Here is a 22,046-nt window from a genome sequence, read left to right as displayed (position 1 = left end):
GGGCGGCATGCTGAGAGAATTCTTCAAGTTCGAGCTGGACTTCCAGCTGCGCCAGCCCCTGCTGTGGGTGTGCGCGCTGATCTTCGGCGCGCTGGCCTTCGGCGCCACCACCAGCGATGCGATCCAGGTCGGCGGCAGCATCGGCAACGTCAACCGCAATGCGCCGACTGTGGTCGCGCAGATGCTCGGTATCTTCAGCCTGATGTCGATGTTCGTCGTCACCATCTTCATCGCCGGCGGCGTGCTGCGCGACGGCGAAGTGGGCATTTCCGACATGCTGTTCGCCACGCCGATGAAAAAGCACGACTACCTGATCGGCCGCTTTGCCGCCGGCCTGGTCGCCTGCCTGCTCATCTTCGCCATGATCGTGCTCGGCACGATGCTCGGTCCCGTGATGCCCTGGGTCGATGCCCAGCGCGTGGGTCCTTTCCCCGGCGCGGCCTACCTGTGGGCGCTGGGCGTGCTGGTCCTGCCCAACCTGTTCTTCATCGGCGCCCTGCTGATGCTGCTGGCCGCCACCACGCGCTCGATCATGATGGTGTACGTCGGCGTGATGGCCTTCTTCGTGCTGTGGATCGTCGCCGGCAGCTTTACTTCGAACATCGACAATGAATGGATCGCCGTGCTGGCCGATCCCTTCGGCCTGCGCGCCCTTGGCCGCGCCACGCGCTACTTCTCGACCGCCGAAGCGAATGCCGGCCTGCCTGACTTCAAGGGCTACATGCTGGCCAACCGCCTGCTGTGGAGCGCCATCGCGCTGGTGCTGGTCGGCCTGACCCTGGCCCTGTTCAAGCCGCAGCGCGCCGGCACCGGCAAGCGCCTGTTCGGCAAGGCCAAGGCGCAGGCCGCGCCGGCCTACGTGCCGGTGCAGGTCGCGCTGCCACGCGTGCAGCCACGCTTCACGGGCGCCACGCGCTGGGCCCAGTGCTGGCACATCTTTGCCTTCGACGCCGTCGCGGTGTTCAAGAGCGTGCCCTTCCTCGTCATGCTGCTGTTCGGGGTGCTGAACATGGTCGGCAGTGCGAGCGTGCTGGACGAGATGTTCGGTACCGACGTCTACCCGCGCACGCACCTGATGATCGACCTGCTGAAAGGCTCGTTCAACTTCCTCCTGATTATCATCGTCACCTTCTACGCGGGCGAGTTGATCTTCAAGGAACGCCAGGCCAGGATCGCCGACGTGAGCGACGCCATGCCGATGCCGAACTGGGCGCCGCTGGTCGCCAAGAGCCTGGCGCTGGTGGGCGTGGTGCTGGTCTTCCTGTTCGCCGGGATCCTGACCGCGATCGCCATCCAGTTGTTCCGGGGCGGGGCGCCGGTCGAATTCGGGGTGTATGTCGAGGGCGTGTTCATGGCCGGCCTGCCGTTCGTGCTCATGGCGCTGATCGCCATCGTGCTGCAGGTCGTCACCAACAACAAGTTCATCGGCTACCTGCTGGTGATCGTCCTGATGATCGCGCAGATCGTCCTGTCCGTGATGCACTTCGATCACAACCTGTACAACATCGCGCTGCTGCCCGAGACGCCGTATTCGGACATGAACGGCTTCGGCCACTTCGTCACGGGCTGGTCCTGGTTCGCGCTGTACTGGACCCTGTTCTGCCTGGCGGCGCTGATCGTGGCCCAGGCCTTCTGGGTGCGCGGCCAGTCGGTCGAGTGGCGTGCGCGCGTGCGCGAAGCGGGCCGTCGCCTGCGGGGCGGCGCGGGCGTGGCGCTGGCGCTGTGCACGATCGCCTTCGCCCTGGTCGGCGGCTGGATCTTCCATAACACCGTGACCCTGGACCGCTACGAAGCCAAGAACGTCAGCATGGACAGGCAGGCCCGGTACGAGAAGGACTACCGCCAGTACAAGGACCTGCCGCATCCGAAGGTCATCGACGTGCGCGCCGCGGTCGACATCTATCCGGAACAGCGCCGCGTGACCGTCAAGGGCAGCTATGTCCTCGAGAACAAGACCGACAAGCCGCTCGATACCCTGCGCCTGCAATTCAACACCCACGTCGTCACCACCCTGGGCAAGCTGCCGCCGCACCAGGTGGTGCTGGACGATACGGACACCGGTTTCAGGATCCTGAAACTGGCCGAGCCCCTGGCGCCGGGCGCGCGCCTGCCGCTCGACTTCACGATCGATGCGCATCGCCAGGGCTTCTCGAATTCGGGCAAGGCCGACACCTTCAACCTGAACGGCACCTTCTTCAACAACCAGGAGTTCTTCCCGCTGCTCGGCTACCAGGCCGACTACGAGCTGAAGGACCGCAACGAGCGCCGCAAGCGCGGGCTGGGCGAGCCTGAGCGCATGGCCAAGCTCGAGAACGAGGCGGCGCGCGCCGATTCGATGTTCGGGGGCGGTGCGGACTGGATCGGCTTCGAGACCACGGTGTCGACCAGCGGCGACCAGATCGCGCTGGCGCCGGGCTACCTGCAACGGTCGTGGAAGGAGAACGGCCGCAACTACTACCACTACAAGATGGACCAGAAGATGATGCCGTTCTTCGCCTACCTGTCGGCCCGCTGGCAAGTCAGGAAGGGCGACTGGAACGGCATCCCGATCGAGATCTACTACGACGCCAAGCACGGCTACAACGTGGACCGGATGATCGAGGCCACCCGCAAGTCGCTGGACTACTTCACCACCGAGTTCACGCCTTACCAGCACAAGCAGGTGCGCATCCTGGAGTTCCCCAACTACCAGGCCTTCGCCCAGTCGTTCGCCAATACGATCCCGTTCTCGGAGTCGATCGGCTTCATCGCCGACCTGCGCGACAAGGAAGACATCGACTACGTGTTCTACGTGACGGCCCATGAGATGGCGCACCAGTGGTGGGGCCACCAGGTCACCGCCGCCAACGTGCAGGGCGCGAGCATGCTGATCGAATCGCTGTCGCAGTACTCGGCGCTGATGGTGATGGAGAAGGAATACGGACGCCACCAGATGCGCCGCTTCCTGCGCTACGAGCTCGATCGCTACCTGCGTTCGCGCGGCGGCGAGATGATCGAAGAGCTGCCTTTGAATCGCGTGGAAAACCAGGATTACATCCACTACCGCAAGGGCAGCCTGATTTTCTATCGGCTGCGCGACGAGATCGGCGAACAGGCGCTGAACCGCGCGCTCAAGCGCTTCCTCGAAGACAAGGGTTATCAAGAGTCGCCGTTCACCACCTCGAAGGAGCTGCTCGACTACATCCGCGCGGAGGCGCCGGCCGACAAGCACGCCCTGATCTCCGACATGTTCGAGAAAATCGTGTTCTACGATAACCGGGTGATGGAAGCGTCAGCGAAGAAGCGCCCGGACGGCCAGTGGGACGTGACGATGAAGCTGCACCTGGCCAAGATGGAAGCCGACGGCAAGGGCAAGGAAACCGCGCGCGCCTACGACGAGCCGGTGGAGATCGGCGTGTTCGCCCGCGCCGCGGGGGCCAAGGAAGCCGACGAAAAAGTGCTGCTCCTGGAAAAGCGGGTGCTGTCCGGCGACAATCCGGTGGTGACGGTCACGGTGAAGGAGCAGCCGTTCGAGGTGGGCGTCGATCCCTACAACAAGATGATCGACCGCGTGTCGCGCGACAACCGCAAGGAGGTCGCTATCGAGTGATCCGCGGCGGGCATGGCGGGGTGGGGCGACACGCAGGCGCCAAACGCGGCATACTGGCGCTTCTTCGTCCTTCGCCGCTCATGATGAAACTTGCTGTCGCTGCCTCCGTGCTCGCCATCCTGCCGCTGCTGTCCCTGGCTGCGCCGGCCCCCGCCGCGCGTCAGGAAATCGCCCACCTGATCGGCTACCTGACCGCATCCGGCTGCAGCTTCCAGCGCAACGGCAGCTGGCACGACGCCGCGCAAGCGGCAAAACACCTCCAGCGCAAGTACGACTACCTGCTCAAGCGCGACCTGGTCGCATCGAGCGAGGATTTCATCGCGCGCGCCGCCACCGAAAGCAGCCTCAGCGGCAAACCCTATCAGGTCCGCTGCGGCGGAAATGCGCCGGTCGCCAGCGCCGCCTGGCTCAAGGCCGAGCTGGCGAAGTATCGCAGCGCGCGTCCATCGCGCTGAGTTTGCGCATCCGGTAGCGCAATTCCCGTCGTAGGTATTCCCTCTGCATTGACTCGTGCATGGCTTCCGTGTGAGGATTTGCTCTATATTAAATAACAATAATATCTGACCGCGGAAGCGGGACTGGCCGCCACGGAAAAGGCCGGGTCCCGACGAGAGGGAATGCAATGCTGGCTAAGAGCTTGGCATGGTGGGTGCCGGTGTTGCTATTGAGCGTATGGGACGGCGCTGCCCATGCTGTCCAGATCGACCCGATTGCACAGCTGGTGCACCAGGCGCGCTTTGGAGAGGCGAGCGGTGCGATCGAGGCCAGGCTGGCGCGCAATGCCACCGATCCGACGGCACTGGCCGCGTCGGTCGACGTGCGCATCGCCCGGGACGAGCCGGACGACTTGCCGCAGGCGCGCGCCGCGGCCGAACGCTGCGTCCAGGCCAATCCGGACAGCAGTGCCTGCGCCGAAGCGCTGGGTAACGTCATGCTGGCGCAGTCGCGCGCCAGCGGCCTGTTCGCGTTCGTGCGCAATGCGCATGCCACGCGCGACACTCTCGAGCGCGCGATCCGCTTCGATCCGATGAATTACCGCGCCCGCGTGACCTTGATGGGCTTTTATCTGGACGCGCCGTTCTTCCTGGGGGGCAGCGAGGTGCGCGCGCGCGAACTGGCAACCGAAGCGCGGCGCCTCGACCCCGACCTGACCCGCCTGATGCGCGCCCTGTGCGCTTTCGACGAGGGGAAACTGGACGAGGCCGAGCAGCACATCCTGGCGGCCGACCTGACGCAGTATGAACTGGTGCAGGGCAGCCAGCGCGAGTTGCTGCTGACCCTGGCCAGCGCCCACCTCGACGCCGGCCGCTATGCGCAGAGCGGCCGGCTGTTCGAGGAACTGAGCCGCCGGCTGCCGTCCAGCGAGCATGGACCCTACGGACTGGCGCAGGTGGCGCGCGCCCAGGGACGCCTGGACGAAGCCGCATTGCAGCTGGAGAAGGCGGCGGCGATCGCCCCCAGGCCCTATGTCTACAAGACGCTGGGCGAAGTCCATGAAGCGCGCCACGACCGGCCGCGCGCGATCGCGGCCTACCAGGCGGCGCTGGCGGGCGTTCCGCCGCTCGCGCGGCGCGAGCGCAAGCAGGTGACGGCGCACCTGTCGCAGTTGAAGCGGCGTTGATGCCGGGCCGGGAGCGGCGTGTCAGGCCGCGATCAGCGGATTCTTGGTGACCGCCACCGCCAGGATGTAGGCGAAGCAGGCCAATGCGCCGACGAAGGCCAGCGCGCGCACCTGGCGCGTGCGGCCGCGCTTGAGCGCCACCGTACCCAGGCCGATATAGGCGACCAGGGCCACCAGCTTGGCGGTCAGCCACGGCGCCTGGCCCGGGTACTGGCTGCTCCAGACCGCAAGGCCGATGGCGCTGCCCAGCAGCAGGGTGTCGATCACGTGCGGCGCGATCCTGACCCAGCGTTGCTCCAGGCGCTTCGATTCGGCCAGCATCCACAGGCCGCGGACGAGGAACAGGGCGCCGCTCAACACGGCGAAGGTCATGTGGATGTGCTTGAGGGCGTAGTAACTCATCGTTGGGTCGGTATTGGTTGCGACCCCGGCAGTATGCCTGAGCCGGCCCCGCGAACGACTCTTTTCAAAAGGCCCGGTCAGCCGCACTCGCCGACGTAGTGGCACGAGGCGCAGCGCGAGCAGCCATCGACCTTGCGCAGCGCCAGCGCGCCGCATTCCGGGCATTTGGCGCCGTTCAGCACGGGCAGGGGCTCGGCTGGCGTCTCGGCCTGCAAGCGCGGTCCTGGCCTTGGCATGGCGTCGTGCATGCGCTGTTCGAAGTTGCGCGCGAGCGCGTCCACCGGCACCTGGTTGCCCTGTTCGTCGAGGAAGCCGCGCCGGATCAGCATCCGCTGCAGCATGAAGGCGATCGCCGCGACTTCGGAGTCGTGATACACCGGCACCTGCACGCCATCGTCGCGCACGATGTGGCCGCAGCGTACCGGGCCTTTCTCCCATACCACCTCGCGCATGTCGGCCAGGGCGCGCGCGATCGGGCCGCCGGCCCGCGCCACCATCGACAGCAGCCGCATCGAGGCCGTGATCCACTGGTGGCCGCCGGTGCGCTGGTTGGCCGGCATGAAGAATTCGAAGGGACGCTCGACCGTCACCTGGCGGCCTTCCCATGTTCCTTCAGCGCGCAGGAAGCTCACGGTCAGGTAGGCGGTCTTGCGGCCTTCCTGGGTCGAGTACTCGATCTTCGACGTCACCGATTCCAGTTCGCCTAGCGGACGGTGTTCGAAACGCTTGCGCAGCGGGTCGTCGTCCGCCACCAGAGGCGCGGCGGATGCCACGTCCTCCACTGGCGCGACTGACAAAACGCTCCCCAGCACCGCGTTCGGCCGATAGGTCGCCAGTCCCTTGAGGCCGGCGCGCCAGGCCTCCAGGTACAGGTCGCGGAAATCCTCGTAGGGATAATCCTCGGGCACGTTGACGGTCTTCGAAATCGCGGTGTCGATGAAGGGCTGGACCGCCTCCACCATGCGCAGGTGGTCCAGCGCGCGCATCTCGAGCGCGGTGACGAATGCTGGCGGCAAGGGGGCGTCGCCATGTAGCTGGCGGTACAGGCGCCAGGCGTGGTCGCATACCTCGTAGCTGCGCGTGCCGCCGTCGGCCGTGCGCTTCCTGCGCTGGTAGGCCCAGGAATAGGGCGGCTCGATGCCGTTCGAGGCATTGTCGGCGAAGGCCAGCGAGATGGTGCCGGTCGGCGCGATCGACAGCAGGTGCGAGTTGCGCAGGCCATGCTCGCGGATGCCGTCGCGCAGCGGCTGCGGCAGGCGCTCGACGAACTGTCCGCGCAGGTATTTGTCGGCGTCGAACAGCGGGAAGGCGCTTTTTTCGCGCGCCAGCTCGATCGAGGCCGCATAGGCCGCGTCGCGCAGCTCGGCCGCGATGCGCGTCGCCATGGCCCGTCCTTCATCGGCGTCGTAGCGCAGGCCCAACATCGCCAGCGCGCTGCCCAGGCCCAGGAAGCCCAGCCCGACGCGGCGCTTGGCGCGCGCCTCTTCGGCCTGCTGCGGCAGCGGCCATTGGGTGGCGTCCAGCACCAGGTCGAGCATGCGCACCGCTACCGTGGCCACCGCGCGCAGGCGTTCGAAGTCGAGCCGCGCGTCCGGGGTGAACGGCGCATCGACGAAGGCGGTGAGGTTGAGCGAGCCGAGGTCGCAGCAGCCATACGGCGGCAGCGGCTGCTCGCCGCAGGGATTGGTGGCGCGCAGCTCTTCGGCGTACCAGAGGTTGTTCTCGGCATTCATGCGGTCGATGAACAGCACGCCCGGTTCGGCATGGTTGTAGGTCGAGACCATGATACGCTCCCAGAGAGAGCGCGCGCGCAGGCTGCGGTAGACCCACAGACCGTCGTCCCTGCGGTGGCCGCCGGCGGCCTGGTCCTCGTCGCCCGGTTCGGCCGCGTGCACCAGCGCGAACGACTCATCCGCCTCGACGGCGCGCATGAAGCCATCGGTCACGCCGACCGAGATATTGAAATTGGTGAGACGGCCCGTGTCCTTGGCCGCAATGAAGCGTTCGATGTCGGGATGGTCGATGCGCAGCACGCCCATCTGGGCGCCGCGCCGGGCGCCGGCCGATTCCACCGTGCGGCAGGAGGCATCGAACACTTCCATGTACGACACCGGACCGGAAGCGCGCGAGGCGGTGCCGGCGACCTTGCTGCCCAGCGGGCGGATCGCGGAAAAATCGTAGCCCACCCCGCCCCCGCGGCGCATGGTCTCGGCGGCTTCGCTGAGCGCGGTATAGATGCCGGGCAGGCCGCCGCTGGTGCCGGAGATCGAGTCGCCGACCGGCTGGACGAAACAGTTGATGAGGGTGGCCGAGAGGCCAAGACCGGCGGCGGATGCAATCCGGCCGGCGGTAACGAAGCCCTGTTGCTGGGCCCAGAGGAAGCGGCGCTCCCATTCGGCGCGCTGCGGCAGCGGCTCAAGGGCGGCCAGGGCGCGGGCGATGCGCCTCTGCACGTCCCCGATCGTGCGCTCGTCGCCGCGCGCGTATTTTTCGCGCAGCACGTCCAGCGACACTTCCTGCGCGGGCAGGGCGCCGGCCGCTGATTCTGGTGCATTCATGCCGGTTGCCCTGTCCATGAATGCATCCGTCATCAGGGTTTGTTGATCGGCGTGTCGCCCGATTTGTCGAGACTCGGCGGCAGCACGATGGTCGGATCTTCGGGCTGGGCCGGGAAGGGCGCGGTGGCCGACGGCGCCGCGCCCGCTGGCGGGGTGGCAGATGCCGACGAGGTGGACGATGCGCCGGACCCCAGGCGGGTTTCGAGTTCGATCACGCGCAGCTCGAGCGCTTCCAGCTTGGCGCGGGTCTTGGCCAGCACCTGGGCCTGGATGTCGAATTCCTCGCGGGTGACCAGGTCGAGCTTGGCGAAGCCCGAGGTCATCGCCGCCTTGACGTTGCGCTCGATGTCCTTGGCCGGGCCACTTTCCAGTGCCTGGTTGATCTTGCCTTGCAAATCGCTGAAGAAGTTGCTGTTGTTCATGGTCTCTATCCCTTTCTGCCGGGGTTGTATGCACCAAGTAGGTGCAATACAGCCTGATTTGGTGCGTCGCGCTACACGGCGGACGCCGTTCGCGGTCGATTGTATTGAAGCAAGTCGTATCTGGGGCACGTTTACCAAAAAAACAAGGCCATTTTCATCGCTTTTATGAGCTGGCACACATCCTGCTAAATGAAGGGGGAGATAACGCACGAAAAAAGGATTCCAAACGCAGTAACTGTCCAAGGGGGTTTGTCATGAAGTGCAATGCAAAAATCAACGCAATTAGCCTGGCGATTCTGGCTTTCACCAGCATCCCGGCCATGGCACAGGAACAACCCGCCGAACACCAGGTGAGTTACAACGTGGCACTCACCAGCGACTACCGTTACCGCGGCCTGTCGCAAACCGATTCCGACCCCGCCCTGTCCGGCGGCGTCGACTACGTACACAGCCCAACCGGCTTTTACGTAGGCACCTGGCTCTCCACCATCAAGTGGACGAAGGATCTGGGTGGCGACGGCAATATTGAATGGGATGTGTATGCCGGCAAGCGTGGCCAGTTGACCGACGAGATCAGCTACGACGTTGGCGGCCTGTATTACTGGTATCCGGATAACAGCCTGGATCCGAATGCAAATACTTTTGAACTTTACGGCAAGCTCGGCTTTGGCCCTGCGTATATCAAGTATTCGCACTCGACGACCAATCTGTTCGGCACCGCCGACAGCAAGCGCAGCGGTTACCTGGACTTGGGCGCCGATATCGACGTCAGCAACGGCTTCTTGCTGAACCTGCAAGTCGGCCGCCAGCGCGTGAAGAACAACAGCCCGGCGTCCTACACGCACTACAAGATCGGCGTGACGAAGGACTTTGGGGTCGCCACCGTGGCCCTGGCCTGGCACAAGGCGAATACCGACGCCTACCTGAGTCCGGAAGGCAAGAACCTGGGCAAGTCAGCCGCCGTGCTGTCCGTGTCAAAAACTTTTTGATAGCAAAAGAGGCAATACCATGAAAATGATTACCGCCATCATCAAGCCCTTCAAGCTCGACGAAGTGCGTGAAGCGCTGTCGGAAATCAACGTGCAAGGCATGACGGTGACCGAAGTGAAGGGTTTCGGTCGCCAGAAGGGTCACACCGAGCTGTACCGTGGCGCCGAGTACGTTGTCGATTTCCTGCCCAAGATCAAGATCGAAGCCGCCGTCGACGATGCCATCGTCGACCAGGTGATCGATGCGATCCAGGGCGCCGCCCGCACCGGCAAGATCGGTGACGGCAAGATCTTCGTGGCCGACCTGACCCAGGTCATCCGTATCCGTACCGGCGAGACCGGCAACGACGCACTGTAAGAAGGAAAGTGTTCATGAAGCATATAACGACAAAAATCCTGACCGCCATGCTGGGCCTGGGCCTGGCCCTCCCGGCCATGGCGGCGCCGTCCATCAACAAAGGGGATACCGCCTGGATGTTCGTTGCCACCCTGCTGGTCATCATGATGGTGATCCCGGGCCTGGCGCTGTTCTACGGCGGTATGGTGCGCGCCAAGAACATGCTGTCGGTGCTGATGCAGGTCATGATGGTGTTTTCGCTGATCATCGTGCTGTGGTGCCTGTACGGCTACTCGCTGGCTTTCACCTCGGGTAATGCCTTCATCGGCGGCTTCGACCGCGCCTTCCTGCAAGGCATCTGGGACCCGGTCGCAGGCACCTTCTCGATGGGCGCCACCTTCACTAAAGAGGTGATGATCCCCGAGTTCATCTTCGTCGCCTTCCAGGGTACCTTCGCCGCCATCACCTGCGCGCTGATCGTCGGCTCGTTCGCCGAGCGCGCACGCTTCGCGGCGGTGCTGGCCTTCGTCGTGATCTGGTTCACCTTCGCCTACCTGCCGATGGCGCACATGGTCTGGTTCTGGGCCGGTCCTGATGCGATCACCGACGCCGCTTCGCTGGCCACCGTCAGCGCCGGCGCCGGCTACCTGTGGCAGCAGGGCGCGCTCGACTTCGCGGGCGGCACCGTGGTCCACATCAACTCCGCGGTTGCCGGCCTGGTTGGCGCCTACGTGATCGGCAAGCGTGTCGGCTACGGCAAGGAATCGATGGCCCCGCACTCGCTGCCGATGACCATGGTCGGTGCCTCGCTGCTGTGGGTCGGCTGGTTCGGCTTCAACGCCGGTTCGGCGCTCGAAGCGGGCGACGTCGCGGCGCTGGCCTTCATCAACACCCTGCTGGCGACCGCCGCCGCCACCGTCTCGTGGGCGGCCGGCGAATGGCTGTTCAAGCGCAAGCCATCGATGCTGGGCGCCGCCTCGGGCGCCATCTCGGGCTTGGTGGCGATCACCCCGGGCGCCGGTTTCGTCGGTCCGATGGGTGCCTTGGTCATGGGCCTGCTGGCTGGTATCATCTGCCTGTGGGGCGTGACCGGCCTGAAGCGCATGCTGCGCGCCGACGATTCGCTCGACGTGTTCGGCGTGCACGGCGTGGGCGGTATCCTGGGTGCGCTGCTGACCGGCGTGTTCGCGGCGCCGTCGCTGGGCGGCCAGGGCGTGTGGGACTACACCACCAATGCCATGGCCACCGGCTACTCGATCGGCAGCCAGGTGCTGGTGCAGGCGCACGGCGTGGTCGTGACCGTTGTCTGGTCGGGCATCGTCGCCTTCATCGCCTTCAAGCTGGTCGACATCGTGATCGGCCTGCGCGTACCTGAAGACGAAGAGCGCGAAGGCCTGGACATCACCAGCCACGGCGAATCGGCGTACCGTTACTGATATAGCCCAGCAGCACTAGCACGTTAGTAGCAAGCATGTCGTCCCCGCGCAGGCGGGGACCCAAGTTGCCAGCATGGCAGCTACGTTATAACGTAGTGCCAGTGCAAATAACCTTGGGTCCCCGCCTGCGCGGGGATGACGTTTTGCTTTTCTGGCAACACCTCTTTAAAAAGGGTAGGTGCACCCCATATGACAGATCCAACTTAACAAATAACAAACGGCGCAAGAAGTCGCGCATAACAGGGAAAGCCACATACATGGTTCCGCACCTCGCCACCGCCCAGACCGGTCCTTTGCTCGACCTGGAAAAGAAAATCCTCGAAGCCACCCCCGCCATCGAGCGCTGGTTCCGGCTCGAGTGGCAGGAGCACACGCCGCCGTTCTATTGCTCGGTCGACCTGCGCAACGCGGGTTACAAGCTGGCGCCGGTCGACACCAACCTGTTCCCGGGCGGCTTCAACAACCTGCCGACCGAAATGCTGCCGCTGACGGTGCAGGCCGCCATGGCCGCGATCGACAAGTATTGCCCGGATGCGCGCAACCTGATCCTGGTGCCCGAAACGCATACGCGCAACCCGATGTACCTGCAGAACGTGGCGCGCCTGATGCAGATCTTCCGCCAGACCGGCCTGCACGTGCGCCTGGGTTCGTTCTCGCCGGACGTCACCGAACCGACGCCGCTGGCCCTGCCTGACGGCAATATGCTGGTGGTCGAGCCGCTGGTGCGCTCGGCCAACGGGCGCCGCGTCGGCCTGGCCGATTTCGATCCCTGCACCATCCTGCTCAACAACGACCTGTCGGCCGGGATCCCGGCCATCCTCGAGAATGTGCACGAGCAATCGCTGCTGCCGCCGCTGCACGCCGGCTGGGCGCTGCGCCGCAAGAGCAACCACCTGAAGGCCTTCGACGAGGTGGCCAAGAAGTTCGGCAAGCTGATCGACATCGATCCGTGGCTGGTCAATCCGCTGCACAGCAAGTGCGGCGACGTGGACCTGCGCGAGAATGTCGGCACCGAGGAGCTGGCCGACAACGTCTCGGCGCTGTTCTCGAAGATCAAGAAGAAATACAAGGAATACGGCATGAAGGAGCGCAAGCCCTTCGTGATCCTGAAGCCCGACGCCGGCACCTACGGCATGGGCGTGATGACGATCAAGGATGCGAGCGAAGTGCGCGACCTGACCCCGGCCCAGCGCGCCCGCATGTCGGTGATCAAGGATGGCGTGGCGGTGACCGACCTGATCATCCAGGAAGGCGTGCCCACGTTTGAATCGATCGACGACGCCGTGGCCGAGCCGGTGGTGTACATGATCGACCGCTACGTGGTGGGCGGCTTCTACCGCGTGCACGCCGAGCGCGGCATCGACCAGAACCTGAATTCGCCGGGCTCGCAATACGTGCCGCTGGCCTTCGCCCAGCAGCATGCGGTGCCGGACCTGAAGGCCAAGCCGGGCACGGCGGCGCCGAACCGCTTCTATGTGTATGGCGTGGTGGCGCGGCTGGGCATGCTGGCTGCATCGCTGGAAATGGAACGTACGGATCCGAATCCTGAAGTCTATTGATCGTGGCGGGGAGGGCGGCTACTGTCGGCCTTGCCCGCTCCTGATCCCTTATTCTTCCTTGCGCACCACGTACATGAAGTGCGAGCGCAGCACGGGCGCCAGCGCCGTCAGCAATTCGGACACCATATACGGCGCGACGGCCAGCAGGCGGTGGATTGGCGGCGCCAGCACCAGGCTGCGGTAGCGCTGCCCGCTTCCCGGCCACCATTCCTGCAGCTCGCCCCGGGTGACCTTGCGCACGTTGCGGTTGCGCGGGTTGTCGTAGCGAAAATCAAACACCAGGCACCAGCCCCCCGGGCGCAGCGCGCGCCACATCTGGGTGGCCAGCTCGTGCCGCAGGGCCGGATCGAGCACCGAGGAAAATACCGTCAATGCCGTGACCAGGTCGTAGCTCGCCGGTGGCAGCGCGTCCAGCGTGCCCAGGTGCCAGCGCACGCCGTGCGCCGTATATCGGCGCGCATGGTCGAGCCGGTCTTTTTGCAGTTCGGTGCCGGTGAGATTGGCCGGGGAGGCGCCCCAGTCGATCATCTGGCGCAGGAAGCCGCCGGTGCCGCAGCCGACGTCCAGCACCTGCACGCTTGATAAATCCGGGCCGACCGTGCAGGACAGCAGGTCGGCGAAGCCGCGCGCGCGCGCCGCCACCTGCTGCAGGATCTCGGGCCGGTGCCAGGCATAGCGCGCCAGCGCCGCCCCGCCATGCCAGTTGCGGTAGACGTCTTCGATGCGCTCCTGCTCGGCCTGTTGGCTTGGTTGGGTATCCATGCCCTCATGTTCTCGCGCGATTGTATTGACACGATTGAGCTGTCTCAGTCGCGTTGCGTGATACCTGACAAATTGCTGCAGTGTGTTTCCGGGTGTGAGTGGATGAGGGTCCGGTCCGCGAGTTTCTACAATTCGGGCTAAAATCAGGCATTACTTCGAATGGACGTCCCATGAAAATCGCCTTTCTCGCCGACCCTCTGTCCGGATTCAAGATCTACAAGGATTCGACCTTCGCCATGATGCGCGAGGCGGCGCGGCGCGGCCATGCCATCTACCACTTCGAGCAGCGCGATATGGTGCTCGAGGAAGGCGTCGTCAGCGCGCGCGTGGCGCAGATCCACCTCACCGGCGACGCCGACGCGTGGTACCGCGCGGATCCTGCCGTCGACGTGAACCTGGGCGAATTCGACGCCATCCTCGAGCGCAAGGATCCGCCGTTCGACATGGAATATGTCTACGGCACCTATCTGCTGGAACTGGCCGAGCGCCAGGGCGCGTGCGTGATCAACAGCCCGCGCGCGATCCGCGACCACAACGAGAAGATGGCCATCGGCCAGTTCAGCGAACACACCTCGCCGACCCTGGTCACGTCCGACGCGGCGCGCCTGCGCGCCTTCCACGCCAAGCACACCGACGTGATCTTCAAGCCACTGGACGGCATGGGCGGCGCCGGCATCTTCCGCGTGAAAAGCGATGGCCTGAACCTGGGGGCGATCATCGAGACCCTCACCGACAACGGCCGCAATACCATCATGGCCCAAAAGTTCATTCCGGCCATCGAGAAGGGCGACAAGCGGGTGCTGGTCATCGGCGGCAAGCCGGTGCCCTTCGTGCTGGCGCGCATCCCGCAAGGAGGCGAAGTGCGCGGCAACCTGGCCGCCGGCGGCCTGGGCGTGGCCCAGCCGATCAGCCCGCGCGAGCGCGAGATCGCCGAGGCCCTGGGCCCGGTGCTGGCCGAGCGCGGCCTGTTGCTGGTAGGATTAGATGTGATCGGCGACTTCCTCACCGAAGTCAATGTGACCAGCCCGACCTGTTTCCAGGAAATCCAGGACCAGACCGGCTTCGACGTGGCCGCGATGTTCATCGACGCGGTCGAACAAAAGGTAAACAAATAACATCATGGTAGGCATCCTGCTCCTGACCCACGCGCCGCTGGGCCAGGCATTCATCGCGGCAGTGGCGCACGTGTTCCGCGGTCCGACCGAGCGCTTCGAGGCGATCGACGTGGCCGCCGACCAGGATATCGGCGAGGTCAATGGCCTCGCGCGACAGGCGATCGCGCGCCTCGATGAAGGCGATGGTGTGCTGGTGATCACCGACGTCAAGGGCGGCACGCCGTCCAACTGCTGCAACTCGCTGGCCGACGCTGGCCACGTGGAAGTCATCGCCGGCATCAGCCTGCCGATGCTGCTGCGGGCGATCACGTACCGGCGCGACACGCTCGACGTGGTGGTCGAGATGGCGCTGGCGGGCGCCCAGAACGGCGCGGTGCGGGTGGATAACCGGATCAGGGTAGGGTAGGGACTGCCGTTGCGGTAGCGGTAGCGGTGCAGGCGCCGAGGGGCGCGATTCGACAAGTACAACGATAAAGCGAATATGATTCAACAAGAACTCGAGATCATCAACAAGCTGGGCCTGCATGCCCGCGCATCCGCCAAGTTCACGCAGCTGGCCGCCAAGTACCAGAGCGACGTCTGGCTGACCCGCAACGGTCGCCGCATCAACGCCAAGTCGATCATGGGCGTCATGATGCTGGCGGCCGGCAAGGGCGCCAAGGTGACCCTGGAAGCCGACGGCAAGGACGAGGAAGCCGCGGTCGCAGCCCTGTCCGCCCTGGTCAACGACAAGTTCGGCGAAGGCGAGTAATGCCGCGTGAAGCGGCATCTCGTTCAGGAGACGTCAGCATGGCCTCCTTCCTTCTCCATGGCATACCGGTCTCGCGCGGGATCGCGATCGGCCGCGCCCATCTGCTCACCCCCGCCGCGCTCGACGTCAAGCACTACCTGGTCGCCGACGACCAGGTAGAAAACGAAGTGCGCCGCCTGCAGGACGCGATCGCCGCCGTGCATCGCAACCTGCAGGAACTGTGGACCGACCTGCCCAAGGACGCCCCCACCGAGCTGGGCGCCTTCATCGACGTCCACGCCCTGATCCTGTCCGATCCGATGGTGTCGGAAGCGCCGCTCGACATCATCCGCGCGCGCCACTACAACGCCGAATGGGCGCTGGTGACCCAGATCGACGACCTGTCGGCCCAGTTCGACGAGATCGAAGACGAATACCTGCGCGAGCGCAAGTACGACATCCAGCAGGTGGCCGAGCGGGTATTGAAAGTCCTGACCGGCACCGCGCTGAACGTGCCGCCAATCGTGCTTGACGAAGACCAGCCGCCGCCGCAGATGATCGTGGTGGCCCACGATATCTCGCCGGCCGACATGCTGGCCTTCCGCGACCGCGATGGTGGACCGCGCACCTTCATCGGCTTCGTCACCGACGTCGGCGGCCAGAACTCGCACACCGCGATCGTCGCGCGCAGCCTCGACATCCCGGCCGTGGTAGGCATGGACCAGGCCTCGCGCCTGGTCGAACAGGATGACTGGGTGATCGTCGACGGCGACGCCGGCGTGGTGATCTGCAATCCGAGCCAGCTGGTGCTGGAGCAGTACCGCGAGCGCCAGGCGGCGCTGGCCAAGGCGAGAAAGCGCCTGCTCAAGCTCAAGAAGACGCCGGCCGTCACCCAGGACGGCACCGCCATCACGCTGCTGGCCAATATCGAGCTGCCCGACGATTGTCCAGCCGCGCTGGAGGCAGGCGCCCATGGAGTCGGCCTGTTCCGCTCCGAATTCCTGTTCATGGGCCGCGGCGCCGAGGGCCTCAGGATTCCCGGCGAAGACGAGCAGTTCGAGCAGTACCGCAAGGCGGTGCTGGCGATGAAGGGCCGCCCGGTGACGATCCGCACGCTCGACGTCGGCGCCGACAAGCCGCTCGACCAGACCGACCAGACCGCGCTCAACCCGGCGCTGGGCCTGCGCGCGATCCGCTACTGCCTGGCCGAGCCGCAGTTGTTCCTGACCCAGTTGCGGGCCATCCTGCGCGCATCCGCCTTCGGCAAGGTGAGAATACTGATCCCGATGCTGGCGCATGCCTTCGAGATCGACCAGACGCTGAACATGATCGAGCAGGCCAAGGCCCAGCTGCGCGCCGAGGACATCAAGTACGACGAGGGCATCGAGGTCGGCGCCATGATCGAGATCCCGGCCGCCGCGCTGGCGCTGCCGCTGTTCGTGCGGCGCATGGATTTCCTGTCGATCGGCACCAATGACCTCATCCAGTATCTGCTGGCGATCGACCGGGTCGATTACGAGGTGGCGCACCTGTATAATCCGCTGCACCCGGCCGTATTGCAGCTGATCGCCTCGACCATCGCCACCGGCCACAAGGCCGGCCTGGACGTGGCGGTGTGCGGCGAGATGGCCGGCGACGTCAAGCTCACCCGCCTGTTGCTGGGCATGGGCTTGCGCGAATTCTCGATGCATCCGGCGCAGCTGCTGGCGGTGAAACAAGAAATATTGAATACCGACCTGGGCGTGGTCACCACCCGTACCCGGCGCATCCTGCGCGCGATGGAGCCGGGCGAGATCGCCAGCGCGGTCGAGCAGCTGCAAGCCCTCTGATAGTTTGGCGACGGCCCGTCCCCGGCCGTCGCAAGTAACACCACCGCACCACCCAACACTTTTGAATACCTCCATGGGATCTCTTGGACTAGTCACACCGCAGGCGATGCATTTCGCCGAGCCCTTGCTGTTGCAGAGCGGCGCCCAGCTCGGCGACTACACGCTGATGTATGAAACCTATGGCACGCTCAACGCCGACAAGTCGAACGCGGTGCTGATCTGCCACGCGCTCAACGCCTCGCACCACGTGGCCGGCCACTACGCCACGCCCAAGAGCGCGGGCTGGTGGGACAATATGGTGGGGCCGGGCAAACCGGTCGACACCGACCGTTTCTTCGTCATCGGCATCAACAACCTCGGCTCCTGCTTCGGCTCGACCGGCCCGATGCATGTGAACCCCGCCACCGGCAAGCCGTATGGCGCCGCCTTCCCGCTGGTGACGGTCGAGGACTGGGTGGCGGCCCAGGCGCGCCTGGCCGACCGCCTCGGCATCGAACAGTTCGCCGCCGTGATGGGCGGTTCGCTGGGCGGCATGCAGGCGCTGTCGTGGGCCATCATGTACCCGGACCGCCTGCGCCACTGCATCGTGATCGCCTCGACGCCCAAGCTGTCGGCCCAGAACATCGCCTTCAACGACGTCGCGCGCCAGGCGATCCTGACCGACCCGGACTACCACGGCGGCGACTTCTACGAACACGATGTGGTGCCGAAGAACGGCCTCAAGGTGGCGCGCATGATCGGCCACATCACGTATTTGTCGAACGACGACATGGCGGAAAAATTCGGGCGCAAGCTGCGCAACGCGGCCGAGACCAATGACTACAACTTCGACTTCGGCATCGACTTCGAGATCGAATCCTATCTGCGCTACCAGGGCGACAAGTTTTCGGAATACTTCGACGCCAACACCTATTTGTTGATTACCAAGGCGCTCGACTACTTCGATCCGGCGCGCGAGCATGGCGGCGACCTGACGAAGGCACTGGCCGGCACCAAAGCCCAGTTCCTGGTCGCCTCGTTCAGCACCGACTGGCGCTTCTCGCCCGAGCGCAGCCGCGAGATCGTCGAAGCATTGATTTCGAATCGGCGCCGCGTGAGCTATGCCGAGATCGACGCGCCGCACGGCCACGACGCCTTCCTGCTCGAAGACGCGCGCTATATGAACGTGGTGCGCGCCTATTACAACCGCATTGCGCTGGAGGTCGCATGAACTTCGACGACCTGAATACCTTGCGGCCCGACCTGGCCTTCATCGCCCACTGGGTGGGCGAGGGCGCCCACGTGCTGGACGTCGGCTGCGGCGACGGCGCCATGCTGCGCTACCTGGAATCGGGCAAGCGCTGCAGCGGCTACGGCATCGAGATCGCCGACGACAAGGTCTTGGAAAGCACCGCGCGTGGCATCAATGTGATCCAGCACGACATGGAAAAAGGCCTCGCGCTCTTCGGCGACAATACCTTCGACACCGTGCTGTGCCTGAATTCGCTGCAGATGATGCAGCACGTCGAGGCGCTGTTGCGCGACATCGTGCGGGTGGGCAGCGAGGCGATCGTCTCCTTCCCCAACTTCGCCCACTGGCCGCACCGGCTGGCGCTGCTCAAGGGCCGCATGCCGATGTCGCGTTCGCTGCCTTATAAATGGTATGACACGCCCAATGTGCGGTATGCCACGATCTACGACTTCCAGGAACTGGCGGTGTCGTGCGGCCTCGAAGTGCTGGAATGCGTGGCGCTGGCCGATGGCGAGGTCATTAAATTCTTGCCAAACCTGCGCGGCAGCCTCGCGGTATTCCGCCTGCGCAAGAAGGCGACGCCAGCACTGTAATGACGCTTATGTGCGTTCGCGGCTTGAGCGGGGGCGGCAAATGGGCCATGATCCTCGGCAATCCTGCGCGGGCGTGTTGCCCATTTTGAATAATTTCTGAGAGGATGGCGCTGCTAACAACAGCCTGTCGGTGACGAGATGATAAAACTGAAACGCCTTGCCCTTTGCCTTACCCTGATGAGCGCCACCGGCCTGGGTCTTGCCCAGGATGGCAAGCAGGTAGTCCAGGACGGCATTGCGGTCAAGCCGCTGTCGCGCATGCGCGTGCTGGCTCCCGAAGAACAGGTCAACGAGGCCGCACGCCAGCAATACACCGAAATGGTGGGCGAGGCCAAGCAGAAGGGTGTGCTGGCGCCGGAAGGCGACCCGCAGCTCAAGCGCCTGCGCACGATCGCCCAGCGCATCATCCCGCAGACCACGCGCTGGAATCCGGCCGCGAGCAAGTGGGAATGGCAGGTCAACCTGTTCAAGTCCGACCAGGTGAATGCTTTCTGCATGCCGGGCGGCCGCATCGGCTTCTATACCGGCATCATCGAGCAGCTGAACCTGAACGACGACGAAGTGGCGGCCGTGATGGGCCACGAGATCGCGCACGCGCTGCGCGAACACGGGCGCGAGCGCCTGGCCAAGACCAATGTCACCGCGCTCGGCGCCCGCGTCGGCGGCGCGCTGCTGTCGGGGATCTTCGGCGTCGACCCCAACCTGACGGGCACCGCCGCCAACTATGCCGGCCAGTTCCTGGTGCTGAAATTCTCGCGCGACGAAGAGCGCGAGGCCGACCTGGTGGGCCTGGACATCTCGTCGCGCGCCGGTTACGACCCGCGCGCCGGCATCGCGCTGTGGCGCAAGATGGCGGCGCTGAACCAGAGCGCGCCGCTCGAGATCTTCTCGACCCACCCGGGCGGCGAGACCCGCATCAAGGACATGGAAGCGCACATGAATGTGCTGCTGCCGCTGTATGCGCGCGCGAAAAATACCAGCGTCGCCAGGCTGCCGGCTTACCAGAGCACCGCGCTGAAGTGATGGTTTGATGGGCCGTGTCGTCGTCAAGGGCCGGCAGGCCGAAGCCAATGCCCATGTGCCGCTGCCGGTCCGCGACGGCGTCTCGCCCAGCTACCTGTGGCTGACCGAGACCCTCGCCGGGGGCATGCTGCGCTTCCTGTGCGAGCGGTTTCCGGATGTGAGCCGCGAGGCCTGGGCCGCGCGGCTGGCGCGCGGCGAGATCGTCGATGCCAAAGGCGCTGCCTTGGGCCCTGACAGCCAGGTGCGCCAGGGCATGCGCATCTGGTATTACCGCGAGCTGGAACAGGCCGAGACGCCGATTCCGTTCAATGAAAAAGTGCTGTTCCAGGATGAGCACATCCTGGTGGCCGACAAACCCCACTTTTTGCCGACCATCCCGACCGGGCGCTTTCTGAAAGAGACGCTGCTGGTGCGCCTGAAGCGCGCCCACGATCTGCCGCACCTGGTGCCGATCCACCGGCTCGACCGCGAGACGGCCGGCGTGGTGATCTTCTCGCACAATCCCGATTCGCGCGGGGCGTATCAGTCGATGTTCCAGAAGCGGGTGGTGAGCAAGACCTACGAGGCGCTGGCGCCGACGATGCCGGGACGCGAGTTTCCCTTTACCTACCGCAGCCGTATGCAGGATGCGGAGCAGTTCTTCGTCAGCGAAGAGGTGGAGGGCGAGCCGAATTCGGAGACGCTGATCGAGGTGATCGAGCAGCGCGGAGACCTTGCGCGCTATCGCCTGCATCCGCACACGGGCCGCAAGCACCAGCTGCGGCTGCACCTGTCGCAGCTCGGCGCGCCGATCGTGAACGACACCTTCTATCCGGTGGCGCTGCCGTGCAAGGGCGACGATTTTCGATCGCCGCTGCAGCTGCTGGCACGCTCGATCGCCTTCGACGATCCCTTGAGCGGCCAGCCGCGCAGCTTCGACAGCCAGTTCAGCCTGGACTGGCCTTGACTAGCGCTCGTAATCGATGATCAGCGGCGCGTGGTCGGAGAACTTGACGTCCTTGTAGACCGAGACGGTCTTGGCGCACTTGGCGATGCCCGGGGTGGCGACGTGGTAGTCGATGCGCCAGCCCACGTTCTTGGCATAGGCCTGGCCGCGATTGCTCCACCAGGTGTATTGCTCGGGGCGCGGATCCAGGCCGCGGTGCACGTCGACCAGGCCCAGTTCGTCGAAGATGCGCGTCATCCAGGCGCGCTCCTCGGGCAGGAAGCCCGAGTTCTTCAGGTTGCCCTTCCAGTTCTTGAGGTCGATCTCCTGGTGGGCGATGTTCCAGTCGCCGCAGATCACGATTTCGCGGCCCTCGGCCTGCAGCTCCTGCAGGTGCGGCAGGAAGACTTCCATGAAGCGGAACTTGGCCAGCTGGCGCTCGGGCGACGAGGAGCCCGACGGCGCATACAGCGAGATCACGGTCAGGTCGCCGAAGTCGCAGCGCGTATAGCGGCCTTCGGCATCGAACTCGACGCAGCCGAAGCCGATGCGGTGCTTGTCCGGGGCGGTGCGACTGTAGACGCCGGTGCCCGAATAGCCCTTCTTCTCGGCGTAGTGGAAGTGGCCGTGGTAGCCGTGCGGGCGCAGGAAATCCTCGGTCATGTCGGCTTCCTGGGCCTTGAGCTCCTGGACGCAGATATAGTCGGCATCTTGCGTGGCGAGCCACTCGAAGAAGCCCTTCTTGTGGGCGGAACGGATGCCGTTCAGGTTCGCGGAAATAATTCGTGGCATGGTGATGATAAGACTGTCATGGATCAGCGGACTTCAATAGACATCCGGCAACTAGCTGGACAGTGTAGCGCGTTTTCGAGCCGGTCGTCATGCCTGAGGACTGTTGCGTATATGCAGTAGCGGCCGTGATGAG

At 64.9% G+C, this 22,046-nt stretch carries 19 protein-coding genes and 1 pseudogene; 15 read left to right on the top strand and 5 right to left on the bottom strand.

The genetic code is table 11. The annotated features are described in order from the left end of the window. Nucleotides 1-7: 7 nt before the first annotated feature. The 3 genes from FVD38_RS21185 (at nt 8) to FVD38_RS21175 (ending at nt 5,210) form a co-directional block, all read left to right on the top strand. Nucleotides 8-3,589 (top strand): ABC transporter permease/M1 family aminopeptidase, encoded by a 3,582-nt coding sequence (locus tag FVD38_RS21185; RefSeq protein ID WP_147936613.1) that lies wholly within the window; start codon nt 8-10, stop codon nt 3,587-3,589. Between the two features lie 80 nt (nt 3,590-3,669). Further along, nucleotides 3,670-4,044: a YfeK family protein gene (locus FVD38_RS21180; RefSeq protein ID WP_187271665.1), complete on the top strand. Its 375-nt coding sequence runs from the start codon at nt 3,670-3,672 to the stop codon at nt 4,042-4,044. 167 nt (nt 4,045-4,211) lie between these two features. Then, complete coding sequence (locus FVD38_RS21175; RefSeq protein WP_147936612.1) at nt 4,212-5,210, top strand: tetratricopeptide repeat protein; 999 nt, start codon at nt 4,212-4,214, stop codon at nt 5,208-5,210. A gap of 21 nt (nt 5,211-5,231) precedes the next feature. On the opposite strand, the gene FVD38_RS21170 is transcribed toward FVD38_RS21175, so the two are convergent. From FVD38_RS21170 to FVD38_RS26970, 3 genes and pseudogenes are all read right to left on the bottom strand, one after another. Further along, nucleotides 5,232-5,612, bottom strand: a complete 381-nt coding sequence (locus FVD38_RS21170; protein WP_147936611.1) for a SirB2 family protein — start codon at nt 5,610-5,612, stop codon at nt 5,232-5,234. Between the two features lie 77 nt (nt 5,613-5,689). After that, nucleotides 5,690-8,170, bottom strand: a complete 2,481-nt coding sequence (locus FVD38_RS21165) for an adenosylcobalamin-dependent ribonucleoside-diphosphate reductase (protein ID WP_147936627.1) — start codon at nt 8,168-8,170, stop codon at nt 5,690-5,692. Between the two features lie 194 nt (nt 8,171-8,364). Next, nucleotides 8,365-8,592, bottom strand: a pseudogene (locus FVD38_RS26970) (accessory factor UbiK family protein); the annotation flags it as partial. A 254-nt stretch (nt 8,593-8,846) separates the two neighbouring features. Here FVD38_RS26970 and FVD38_RS21155 point away from each other — a divergent pair. The 4 genes from FVD38_RS21155 (at nt 8,847) to gshA (ending at nt 12,913) form a co-directional block, all read left to right on the top strand. After that, complete coding sequence (locus FVD38_RS21155) at nt 8,847-9,581, top strand: TorF family putative porin (RefSeq protein WP_147936626.1); 735 nt, start codon at nt 8,847-8,849, stop codon at nt 9,579-9,581. Nucleotides 9,582-9,600: 19 nt separating this feature from the next. Beyond that, a complete protein-coding gene (gene glnK / locus FVD38_RS21150; RefSeq protein WP_109345130.1) occupies nt 9,601-9,939 on the top strand; it encodes a P-II family nitrogen regulator in 339 nt (112 codons plus the stop codon). 14 nt (nt 9,940-9,953) lie between these two features. Continuing rightward, the gene (gene amt / locus FVD38_RS21145) at nt 9,954-11,354 is read left to right on the top strand and encodes an ammonium transporter (protein ID WP_147936609.1); all 1,401 of its coding nucleotides are present in this window, start codon (nt 9,954-9,956) and stop codon (nt 11,352-11,354) included. Nucleotides 11,355-11,611: 257 nt separating this feature from the next. Beyond that, the gene (gene gshA, locus FVD38_RS21140; RefSeq protein ID WP_147936608.1) at nt 11,612-12,913 is read left to right on the top strand and encodes a glutamate--cysteine ligase; all 1,302 of its coding nucleotides are present in this window, start codon (nt 11,612-11,614) and stop codon (nt 12,911-12,913) included. 48 nt (nt 12,914-12,961) lie between these two features. Here the strand turns inward: gshA and FVD38_RS21135 are convergent, their stop codons facing one another. Further along, the gene (locus tag FVD38_RS21135) at nt 12,962-13,675 is read right to left on the bottom strand and encodes a class I SAM-dependent methyltransferase (RefSeq protein WP_147936607.1); all 714 of its coding nucleotides are present in this window, start codon (nt 13,673-13,675) and stop codon (nt 12,962-12,964) included. Nucleotides 13,676-13,845: 170 nt separating this feature from the next. On the opposite strand from FVD38_RS21135, the gene gshB reads away from it, so the two are divergent. The 8 genes from gshB (at nt 13,846) to FVD38_RS21095 (ending at nt 21,142) form a co-directional block, all read left to right on the top strand. Further along, entirely contained in the window at nt 13,846-14,790 is a 945-nt protein-coding gene (gshB, locus tag FVD38_RS21130; RefSeq protein WP_123070762.1) for a glutathione synthase, read from the top strand. Between the two features lie 4 nt (nt 14,791-14,794). Beyond that, the gene (locus FVD38_RS21125) at nt 14,795-15,196 is read left to right on the top strand and encodes a PTS sugar transporter subunit IIA (RefSeq protein ID WP_147936606.1); all 402 of its coding nucleotides are present in this window, start codon (nt 14,795-14,797) and stop codon (nt 15,194-15,196) included. A gap of 75 nt (nt 15,197-15,271) precedes the next feature. Beyond that, a complete protein-coding gene (locus FVD38_RS21120) occupies nt 15,272-15,541 on the top strand; it encodes an HPr family phosphocarrier protein (RefSeq protein WP_005667800.1) in 270 nt (89 codons plus the stop codon). 38 nt (nt 15,542-15,579) lie between these two features. Continuing rightward, nucleotides 15,580-17,349 carry a phosphoenolpyruvate--protein phosphotransferase gene (ptsP, locus tag FVD38_RS21115; RefSeq protein ID WP_147936605.1) on the top strand — a complete coding sequence of 590 codons (1,770 nt, stop codon included), beginning with the start codon at nt 15,580-15,582 and terminating at the stop codon, nt 17,347-17,349. Nucleotides 17,350-17,422: 73 nt separating this feature from the next. Then, nucleotides 17,423-18,559, top strand: a complete 1,137-nt coding sequence (metX, locus tag FVD38_RS21110) for a homoserine O-succinyltransferase MetX (RefSeq protein ID WP_147936604.1) — start codon at nt 17,423-17,425, stop codon at nt 18,557-18,559. Beyond that, complete coding sequence (gene metW / locus FVD38_RS21105; RefSeq protein WP_147936603.1) at nt 18,556-19,173, top strand: methionine biosynthesis protein MetW; 618 nt, start codon at nt 18,556-18,558, stop codon at nt 19,171-19,173. The genes metX and metW overlap by 4 nt, the downstream gene beginning before the upstream one ends. Before the next feature lie 138 nt (nt 19,174-19,311). Continuing rightward, a complete protein-coding gene (locus FVD38_RS21100) occupies nt 19,312-20,196 on the top strand; it encodes a M48 family metallopeptidase (RefSeq protein WP_147936602.1) in 885 nt (294 codons plus the stop codon). Nucleotides 20,197-20,203: 7 nt separating this feature from the next. Then, nucleotides 20,204-21,142 (top strand): RluA family pseudouridine synthase, encoded by a 939-nt coding sequence (locus FVD38_RS21095; RefSeq protein ID WP_147936601.1) that lies wholly within the window; start codon nt 20,204-20,206, stop codon nt 21,140-21,142. On the opposite strand, the gene FVD38_RS21090 is transcribed toward FVD38_RS21095, so the two are convergent. Next, nucleotides 21,143-21,913, bottom strand: coding sequence for an exodeoxyribonuclease III (locus tag FVD38_RS21090; protein ID WP_123070756.1), 771 nt, complete (start codon nt 21,911-21,913; stop codon nt 21,143-21,145). Nucleotides 21,914-22,046 lie beyond the last annotated feature (133 nt).

Origin of the sequence: Massilia arenae, assembly GCF_008014745.1 — a bacterium.
In the GTDB taxonomy this organism is placed as follows: domain Bacteria; phylum Pseudomonadota; class Gammaproteobacteria; order Burkholderiales; family Burkholderiaceae_D; genus Telluria; species Telluria arenae.
The sequence above is the reverse complement of the archived record's forward strand: the minus strand, read 5'-3'. Positions and strand labels throughout refer to the sequence as shown.